6 protein-coding genes are annotated in these 9,040 nt (G+C 71.1%); 1 reads left to right on the top strand and 5 read right to left on the bottom strand.

Annotated features, from left to right (window positions below):
• Window positions 1–498: 498 nt before the first annotated feature.
• Entirely contained in the window at window positions 499–2,865 is a 2,367-nt protein-coding gene (locus tag ABD747_RS22885) for a discoidin domain-containing protein (RefSeq protein ID WP_344809019.1), read from the bottom strand.
• 204 nt (window positions 2,866–3,069) lie between these two features.
• On the opposite strand from ABD747_RS22885, the gene ABD747_RS22880 reads away from it, so the two are divergent.
• Window positions 3,070–4,158 (top strand): LacI family DNA-binding transcriptional regulator, encoded by a 1,089-nt coding sequence (locus ABD747_RS22880; RefSeq protein ID WP_344809017.1) that lies wholly within the window; start codon window positions 3,070–3,072, stop codon window positions 4,156–4,158.
• Window positions 4,159–4,165: 7 nt separating this feature from the next.
• On the opposite strand, the gene selD is transcribed toward ABD747_RS22880, so the two are convergent.
• Genes selD through ABD747_RS22860 form a run of 4 tightly spaced genes read right to left on the bottom strand, consistent with a single transcriptional unit; the run spans window position 4,166 to window position 9,015 of the window.
• Window positions 4,166–5,146 carry a selenide, water dikinase SelD gene (gene selD / locus ABD747_RS22875; RefSeq protein WP_344809015.1) on the bottom strand — a complete coding sequence of 327 codons (981 nt, stop codon included), beginning with the start codon at window positions 5,144–5,146 and terminating at the stop codon, window positions 4,166–4,168.
• A 16-nt stretch (window positions 5,147–5,162) separates the two neighbouring features.
• The gene (locus ABD747_RS22870; protein ID WP_344809013.1) at window positions 5,163–6,878 is read right to left on the bottom strand and encodes an ABC transporter ATP-binding protein; all 1,716 of its coding nucleotides are present in this window, start codon (window positions 6,876–6,878) and stop codon (window positions 5,163–5,165) included.
• Window positions 6,875–7,927 carry an ABC transporter permease gene (locus ABD747_RS22865; protein ID WP_344809011.1) on the bottom strand — a complete coding sequence of 351 codons (1,053 nt, stop codon included), beginning with the start codon at window positions 7,925–7,927 and terminating at the stop codon, window positions 6,875–6,877. The genes ABD747_RS22870 and ABD747_RS22865 overlap by 4 nt, the downstream gene beginning before the upstream one ends.
• A complete protein-coding gene (locus tag ABD747_RS22860; RefSeq protein WP_344809009.1) occupies window positions 7,927–9,015 on the bottom strand; it encodes an ABC transporter permease in 1,089 nt (362 codons plus the stop codon). The genes ABD747_RS22865 and ABD747_RS22860 overlap by 1 nt, the downstream gene beginning before the upstream one ends.
• Between the last annotated feature and the right edge of the window lie 25 nt (window positions 9,016–9,040).

The following is a 9,040-nucleotide window of genomic DNA, read 5'->3' as shown; positions in this document are numbered from 1 at the left end:
GAAGTCCCCGCTGGATGAGCGAAGTCGTCGCGGGCGCCGGCGCGAGGTGCCGAGTCGGCCCGGCACCCTAGGCCGGGGTGCCGGGTCGGGGTCGTACGTCCGGAGAGCGCTGCCGCGACCCGAGGTCCCCGGCCCGCGGACCGAAGTCGTCCCGCTCGGCGGGCAGGGCGACCTCGCACGGACTTGGGCGACGCCTCGCGGCTTAAGCGACGCGAGGCGGGCAACTAGGGGCTACTTCGCGCGTCGCAGCGCGACTTCGCTCACCGGCGACGGTGCGCGAAGTCGCGGTTGGACGCGCGAAGTGGCCGTGACGCGCCGAGCCAACCCGAGAACGCAGCGCGTGTCGGCGCCTTGTGCCGGGCGCTGCCCGCGGGGTGCCGGGCGCTGGCCCCCGCAGGCGCCGGGCGTTGACCGCGCGGGCGACGGGCGCCCGGCCTCAGCGTTCGCCGTGCCTGCGTCGGCGCCGGGCGCTAGCCCCCAGGCGCCGGGCGCCCGACCTCAGCGCTCGCCGTGCCGGCTCCGGTCCGGAACCGCCGTGCGCGGCGCCAGATCGGCGTCGACCTCGCCGCGCAGCACGACGAAGGTGACGGCGGCCCGGGGAGGCAGCCGATAGGTGTAGCCGAAACCGTCCACCGGCCACGGCACACTCGCGTCCCGGCTGCCCGCGTTGTAATAGCCCTGCACGGCGCTGCCGTCGCCGAGCCGGTCGCTGTCGCCGATCAGCTGCCGCCCGGGACGTACGCCGGTGTCGGCGGCGGGCGCGTTCCGCAGGTTCAGCTCGTGGATCGACCACCAGCTGCCGGAGCTGGCATCGCTGACCAGGCGAACATAGCGGGCTGTCGTCGGCGGCAAGGCGATGATCATCTCGCCGGTCCGACCCGGTCCCTGTGCGACGTCGCGCCAGGTCGTCTTGTCGTCGGAGACCTGGGCGATGTAGCGGCGCAGATAGTCCCCGGCGCTGGTGCCGGAGTTCAGCGAGATCTGGCTGAAGGTCTGCTGCTGCCCGAGGTCGAGCGTCAGGCTCATTCCCACGCTCTGCCCGGTGCCCGAGCTCCAGCGGGTCGACAGGTCATCGTCGGTCAGGTTCGCGTACGTTTCTCCGTCCACTGGCTGGGTGCCGGAGGAGGTGAAGGTCCAGTTCCTCCGCGACAGCGTCGTCGCCGTTCCCGAGCTCTGCAGCTCCGCACCATAGGGCAGCGAGTAGGCCAGCCATCGATCGCCGAGCTTCACCTGGCTGAGCTGGCTCACCACGTCCGCGCCCACGCTCTGCACCAGCCGACCGGTCGGCGTGCCCTTCGGCCCGCGCCCGAAGTCGAGGTCGACCCAGCCGAGATCGGCTGCGGTGCTCACCCGGGCGGGCGCCGTCCAGCGGTACGTCGCCGCCGCACCGGCGGCGAGCGTCGCCGCGAAGTGCCGGTCACCGACCGCGACGTCGAAGGACTGAGCCCGGTCGGAGGAGTTGTGGGCGATCATGACCAGGCTGCCGTCCGGGTTGCGGAAGGCCACGTTGCGAACCCCGGTCTCCGCACCCGACACCAGGCTGGACGAGCCGACCCTGATCGCGCCCGGCCGGACGAAGCGGCTGGCCTGGCCGAGTGCCCAGAACTCCAGGTTCTTCGTCACCGTCCCGTCGCTGTGGGTGGTGACCACTCCGCGACAGGTCTCGCAGCCACCGATGAAGGGGCCGTTGTCTTGGTCCAGCGCGAGGTTCCACAGCACCACCGACTGGCCCCAGTTCCTCGGCACGTTGATCACCGAGTCCATGGTCTGCTTGAACGCGTCCTCGTCGCTGCCCTGCCACTCGCCTCCGGAGCACTCGGTCTCGAACGCCTGCGCGTGCGGGTAGTCGTTGTGGGACACCGACTGGGCGATCACGTCGCCGCCGTAGCAGTGCCAGGCCGTGCCGGTCGTCACCCGGCCCGCGCGAGCGTCCTGATAGACCGCCTCCGGATAGTCCGGAACGTCCCAGTTGTGGTCGTAGGCCAGGATCTTCGTCCGGCGCAGACCGGCCGCGTCGAGGGCCGGCGCGAGTTGCCGTCCGATGAATCGGGCCTGCTGGTCGGGCATCACCCCCATGCCCGGATAGTTGGCCGGCTCGTACAGCGGCTCGTTCTGCATCGAGATGAAGTCGGTCGGGATGCCGGCCCGGCGATAGGCCTTGACGAACTTCACGAAGTACTGCGCGTACGCCTTCTCGTACTTCTGCAGCAGCGAGCCGGTGATCATCGAGTCGCTGTCCTTCATCCAGCCCGGCGCGCTCCACGGCGTGGCCATGAAGCTCAGCCGCGGGTTGAGCGCGTACGCCTCCCGGAGCCGGGGCAGGATGAAGGCCCGGTCGTGGGCGATGGAGAAGTCCGACAGGTCCGGGTCGGTCTTGCCGTCCGGCTGGTCGTCGTAGGAGTACGCCTTGTCCACCGCGAAGTCGGAGGCGCCCATCGGCTGGCGCAGCATCGACAGGCCGATGCCGTCGGTCGGTGAGAACAGCTCCCGCATGGCCTTCTTCCGCGCCTTGGCGGGAAGCTTGCTGAGGACGTACGCCGAGGAGTCGGTCATCGACGCACCGAAGCCGGTCATCGTCTGGTAACGCCGGGACGGGTCCACCACGATCGTGCCGGTCCCGACGTCTGCGCCCGCCCGCCAGGCGATCCGCGGCTGGGCGGCGAGTCGCTCGTCAGCGCTCAGGTCGGTCACCCAGGACTCGACCGATGGGCTCCAGCCGGCGCTCGCCGGCTCCGACGCGGGTGGTGCCGGCGTCGACGGGTCCGGCGCGGCTGCGGCCGGGACGGTGGCGGCCAGCCCGGCGAGCCCGAGCGCGACGGCCGAGCCGAGCGCGACGGCACGGCGCAGTGCGGATGTGCTGGTCATCGTTCCTCGCTTCGCTGCGATCGACGGCCGCCTCCGCGGCGACCGACAAACTGCTGACGCGACGGACCCTGACGTCCTGATCTCGCCCGTCCCCGCGACGGCGCGAGCGCATCCGCCCGAGCCGATCCGACTCAGGCATTCCGACCCGGACCAATCTATGCGCGTAAACTCCACCCTGGCAAGACTTCTGCCGGATCGGACCTGATGATCATGACTGCTGACCGGGCCACGGTCTACGACGTCGCCGCCCGCGCCGGGGTGTCGACAGCGACGGTGTCGTTCGCGTTCCGGCGTCCCGAGAAGGTCCGGCCGGAGACCCGAGAGCGAGTCCTGGCAGCCGCCCACGAGCTCGCCTACGTGCCGAGCGCGAGCGCCCGCGGGCTGGCCCACGGCCGGACCCGGGCGCTCGGCATGCTGGTCCACGGTGTGCTGCTGCAACGACCCGAGGGAGTGCTGGCCGCGGCCACCGGCACCGATCCGATCCTCGACCGTGCCCGGGTCTTCCCGCTGTACGTCGACGAAGTCGGCCACGGTGTCGAACTCTGCTGTCACCGGCACGGCTACTCGCTTCTGGTGAACGGCGTCGCCGCCGGCTCGTCCGGCGCCGACGCCTTCGCGGACCTGGCGGGGCGGGTCGACGCGCTGGTCGTGTTCCGCGACACGGTGCCCCGCCCGGTGCTGCGGACGATGGCTGAGCGGATGCCGATCGTCGAGCTGGCCGCGGCGAGCCGCGACCCGCGGTTGTGCCATGTCACCGTCGACGACACCGGCGGCGCCCGGGCGATGACCGAACACCTGCTGGCCGAGCACCGGCTGCGCCGGCTCGAGTTCGTCGGCGACGTTGCGGTGTGGGACCAGCGACGCCGCTTCGCCGGCTTCGCCGCCGCACTGCGGGCACGCGATCTACCCGTGCCGGCGGCGCTGTCGCACGGAGGCCATGCCCGGCACCACGCTGCGCGGATCGCCGAGAACCTGGCGCAGCGCCTCGCCGGCACCCGCCGGCGAGCACCTCAGGGCGTCGTCTGCGCCACCGACGAGGTCGCGCTGGCGCTGATCGACGCGCTGTCCCACCTCGGCATCGACGTCCCCGGCGATATCGCCGTGACCGGCTTCGACGGGATCTTGGCCAGCCGCGTGTTCCGGCCCGCGCTGACCACCGTCCGGCAGCCGATGGAGCGCCTCGGCTCGTTGGCCATCGACCTGCTGATCGAGCGCCTGGACCACCCGCGTCTCGCCCGAGCCGCCGTGCAACTGCCGGTCACGCCGGTGATCGGCAACAGCTGCGGCTGCTGATCTCCCATCAGCCGACGGCCAGCGCCCACTCGGCGGCGGGCCTGGTCTCCCCGATCACCGTGCCACCGGGGATCTCGCCGACCACCAGCAGGCCGCCGCTGGTCTGGGCGTCGGCCAGCAGCAACAACTCGTCCTCGCCGAGCGCTGACTGCAGCTGCGGACGGACCCAGTCGAGATTGCGCCGGGTCCCCCCGCTGACGTAGCCATCTCGAAGAGCCTCGCGGGCACCGTCGAGATAGGGCACCGCGGCCGCGTCGATCGCGATCGTGACCTCCGAGGCGCGCGCCATCTTGAACGCGTGCCCGAGCAGCCCGAACCCGGTGACGTCGGTGACGGCGCTGACCCCGGCTCGGAGCGCCGCGGCGGACGCGGCGGCGTTGAGCGTGGTCATCGCCGCGATCGCCTGCGGGAAGACCTCCCCGGTCGCCTTGTGCCGGTTGTTCAGCACCCCGACTCCGAGCGGCTTGGTCAGGCTGACCGGCCGGCCGGGCCGTGCCGCGTCGTTGCGGAGCAACCGGGCCGGGTCGGCCAGACCGGTCACCGCCAGGCCGTATTTGGGTTCCGGGTCGTCGATGCTGTGCCCGCCGGCAAGGTGGCAACCGGCCTCCCGAGCGATCTCCTGTCCGCCGCGCAACACCTCCCGGAGCAGCTCGAGCGGCAGCACGTCGCGCGGCCAGCCGACCAGGTTGAGCGCGACCACCGGCTGGCCGCCCATCGCGTACACGTCCGAGAGCGCGTTCGCCGCCGCGATCCGGCCGAAGTCGAACGCGTCGTCGACGACAGGGGTGAAGAAGTCGGTGGTCGACACGATCGCCCGGTCGCGGTCGATCCGGACCACGGCCGCGTCGTCCCCGGTGTCCAGCCCGACCAGCAGATCGGGCCCGATCCACGGCGACAGGCCCGCAAGGATTTCCTCCAGCTCACCCGCCGGGATCTTGCACGCGCAGCCGCCGCCGTGGGCGTACTGGGTCAGTCGGACGCTCGTCACCAGAGCACCGTAGCCGTCAGCGCTCGGCCGCCCACAGATCGTGCAGCAGCGCGCGCCGGCCGGCCTGGGCGGTCGGGTCGGGCACCGGCAACGAGGCCAGCAGCCGTTGGGTGTACGGATGCTCCGGCTCGACCAGGATCTGCGATCCCAGGCCCTCCTCCACCAGCCGGCCGCGATAGAGCACCGCGATCCGGTCGGCCACCAGATCGACGACGGCGAGGTCGTGGCTGATGAACAGCGAGGCGAACCGGAACTTGTCCTGCAGCTCCGCGAACAGCTCGAGCACCCGCGCCTGCACCGACACGTCCAGCGCCGACGTGGGCTCGTCCGCGATCAGCAGGGTCGGGTTCAACGCGAGTGCCCGGGCGAGACTGGCCCGCTGCCGCTGACCACCGCTCAGCTCGTGCGGGAACCGGTCACCGTACGTCCGCGGCAGCTGAACCGCCTCCAGCAGCTCGTCCACCCGCTTGCGCACCTCGGGCCCGGTGCCCCGGCCGTGCACGATCAGCGGCTCGGCCACACACTCGGCGATCGACAGCAGCGGGTTGAAGCTCGCCGCCGGGTCCTGGAAGACGAAGCCGATGTCGCTCCGCAACCGCCGGAAGGACCGCTCGGCGACGCCGTTCATCTCCTGGCCCAGGACCGTCAGCGACCCGCCGGTCACCCGGGTCAGGCCCGCGATCGCCCGGCCGATCGTGGTCTTGCCGGACCCCGACTCGCCGACCAGGCCGAGCACCTCCCCGGCCCGGACGCTGAACGAGACGCCGTCCACCGCGACGAAGCCCGGCCGGCCGAGCCGGCCCGGATACTGGATCCGCAGATCGACGGCCTCCACCACCGGAGCAGCCTCCGGGCTGTCGGCCCGCCGGGCGGCCCGATCCGCCGCGGCCGCCGTGCCCTGGCCGACGTACGGCACCGCGGCCAGCAGCCGCTTGGTGTAGTCGTTCTCCGGCGCGGCGAACAGGCCGGTCACGTCGCGTTCCTCGACCACGTTGCCCTGATACATCACGACCACCCGATCGGCCAGATCGGCGACCACGCCGAGGTTGTGGGTGATCAACAAGATCGAGGCACCGAACTCGTCGCGACAGCGGCGGAGCAGGTCCAAGATCTCGGCCTGCACGGTGACGTCGAGCGCGGTCGTCGGCTCGTCGGCGACGATCAGCCCCGGCTCGAGCACCAGCGCCATCGCGATCACGACCCGCTGCTTCTGGCCACCGGAGAACTGGTGCGGGTAGTAGTCCACCCGGGTCTCCGGCTCGGGGATGCCGACCCGGCGCAGCACGTCGATCGCCTTGGCCCGGGCATCCTTCCGGCTCAGCGACGAGTGCGCCCGCAACCCCTCGGCGATCTGCCAGCCCACCGTGAAGACCGGGTTGAGCGCGGTCGACGGCTCCTGGAACACCATCGCCACGTCGCGCCCGCGCAGGTCCTGCAGCCGTTGCCGGGACACCGACACGACGTCGTTGGCCGACGCGCCGTGCCGGCCGCTGAGCAGCACCACACCGGAGGTCGTCGCCGTCTCGGGCAGCAGCCCCAGGATCGTCTTCGCGGTCACCGTCTTGCCGCTGCCGGACTCGCCGACGACGGCGACCACCTCACCCTTCGACACCTGCAGCGACACCCCGTCGACCGCCTTGACCGCGCCCGCGTCGCTGGCGAAGGACACGTACAGGTCCTTGATGTCGACCACGGTCTCGCCGTGGTCCGGACCGACCTCGGACGGGCTCATCGCAACTCCTCCACTCCGGCCGACGTGTCGTGGCCTGGCTGCTCGACCCCCGCGGTGTCCAGGTTCCCGCCCGGCACCACGGACGTCGCCGCGACGTCACCGGCACCGGAGTCCACCGCCCGGCGCCCACGCAGCCGCGGATCGGCGAGGTCGTTCAGGCTCTCGCCGACCAGCGTGATGCCGAGCACTGCCAGCACGATCGCGAGGCCGGGGAACAGTGCCGTCCACCAGATCCCGCTGGTCACGTCGGACAGCGCCTTGTTCAGGTCGTAGCCCCACTCGGCCGCGGCGCTCGGTTCGATGCCGAAGCCAAGGAATCCGAGTGCGGCAAGGGTGAGCAGCGCCTCGGACGAGTTCAGGGTGAAGATCAGCGGCAGGGTCCGGGTCGCGTTGCGCAGCACGTGCCGGAACATGATCCGGCGGGTCGGCGCACCGACGACCTTGGCCGCCTCGACGAACGGCTCGCTCTTGATCCGCACGGTCTCGGCCCTGATCACCCGGAAGTACTGCGGGATGTAGACCACGGTGATCGCGATCGCGGCGGCGAAGATGCCGCCCCACTTGCTCGACTGGCCACCGGAGATCGCGATGGCCATCACGATCGCCAGCAGCAGCGAGGGGAACGAATAGATCGCGTCGCAGATCACGACCAGCACCCGGTCCAGCCAGCCGCCGATGTAGCCGGAGACCAGGCCGAGAGCGACCCCGGCCGGCAGCGACAGCGCCACCGCGACGATGATCACCGCGAGCGCCGTCTGCGCTCCCCAGATCACCCGGGACAGCACGTCGTAGCCGCCGACGGTGGTGCCCCAGGGGTGGCCCGGCTCCGGTGCGACCAGCGACCCGAACGGCACGAGCCCTTCCCGCAGCTGGGCCCATCCGTAGGGCGCGAGCAGCGGCGCGAAGATCGCCACCAGGATGAACACCGCAGTGAGCACCAGCCCGCCGACCAGCATCCCGCGCTGCATCCCGACGCTCTGCCGGAGCTGGTGGACGACAGGCAACCGCCGCCAGCTGAACCGGCGCCGGGTGAGAACCGTCTCGCTCATCAGTACCTCACCCTCGGGTCGATCAGCGCGGCGAGGATGTCGACCAGGAAGTTCGTGACCGCGACGATCACGGCGATCAGCGTGACGATGCCCTGCACCGCGACGTAGTCCCGGGCTTTGATGTACTGCACCAGCTGGAAGCCGAGACCCTTCCACTCGAAGGTGGTCTCGGTCAGCACCGCACCGCTGAGTAGCAGGGCGATCTGCAGGCCGATCACGGTGATGATCGGGATCAGCGCCGGGCGGTAGGCGTGCTTGCGGACGAGCCGGGACTCACTCACCCCGCGGGAACGGGCCGCGTCGACGTAGTCGGTGCCGAGCGTGCCGATCACGTTCGTCCGGACCAGCCGGAGGAAGATGCCGGCGGTGGCGAGGCCGAGTGTGATTGCCGGCAGCACCGCGTGCTTGAGTACGTCGAGGACCGCGCCCGGGGTGCCGGTCCGGTACGCGTCGATCAGATAGATCCCCGACTTGTCCGGCAGCAGCTGGATCTGCAGCTCGATCCCCGTGCTGGCCCGGCCGGCGACCGGGAACCAGCCCAGCCAGACCGAGAAGACCAACTTGAGCAGCAGGCCGGCGAAGAACACCGGGGTGGCGTAGCACAAGATCGCGAAGACCCGCAGGAACGCGTCCGGCACCTTGTCCCGGAAGTACGCGGCCACCATGCCGAGCGGGATGCCGACGATGAACGCCACCACCAGGCCGTAGCAGACCAGCTCGAGGGTGGCGAGGCCGTACGTCTTCAAGACGTCGATCACCGGCCGGTTGTCGCTGATCGTGGTGCCGAAGTCGCCGGTCAGCACCCCCCGGATGTAGTCCAGGTATTGCGCGACCAGTGGCCTGTCGTAGCCGGCTTCGTGGATCCGCTGGGCCAGCTGGTCCGGCGTCAGCCGGCCGCCGAGCGCGGCCGTGATCGGATCACCGGTGGTCCGCATCAGCACGAACACCGTGGTGACCAGGATGAACACCGTCGGGATGATCAGCAGCGCCCGGATCACCAGATAGCGGCCGAGCGTGCCGCCGCCACCACCGCGGGGCGCCCGCTTCACCACCGAGTCCTCGGCCATCACCATCAGCGGATCCGCCATCGACCCTCCTCTTCGTCCACCATCG

The organism is Microlunatus ginsengisoli (assembly GCF_039537205.1).
Lineage (GTDB): Bacteria > Actinomycetota > Actinomycetes > Propionibacteriales > Propionibacteriaceae > Microlunatus > Microlunatus ginsengisoli.
The sequence above is the reverse complement of the archived record's forward strand: the minus strand, read 5'-3'. Positions and strand labels throughout refer to the sequence as shown.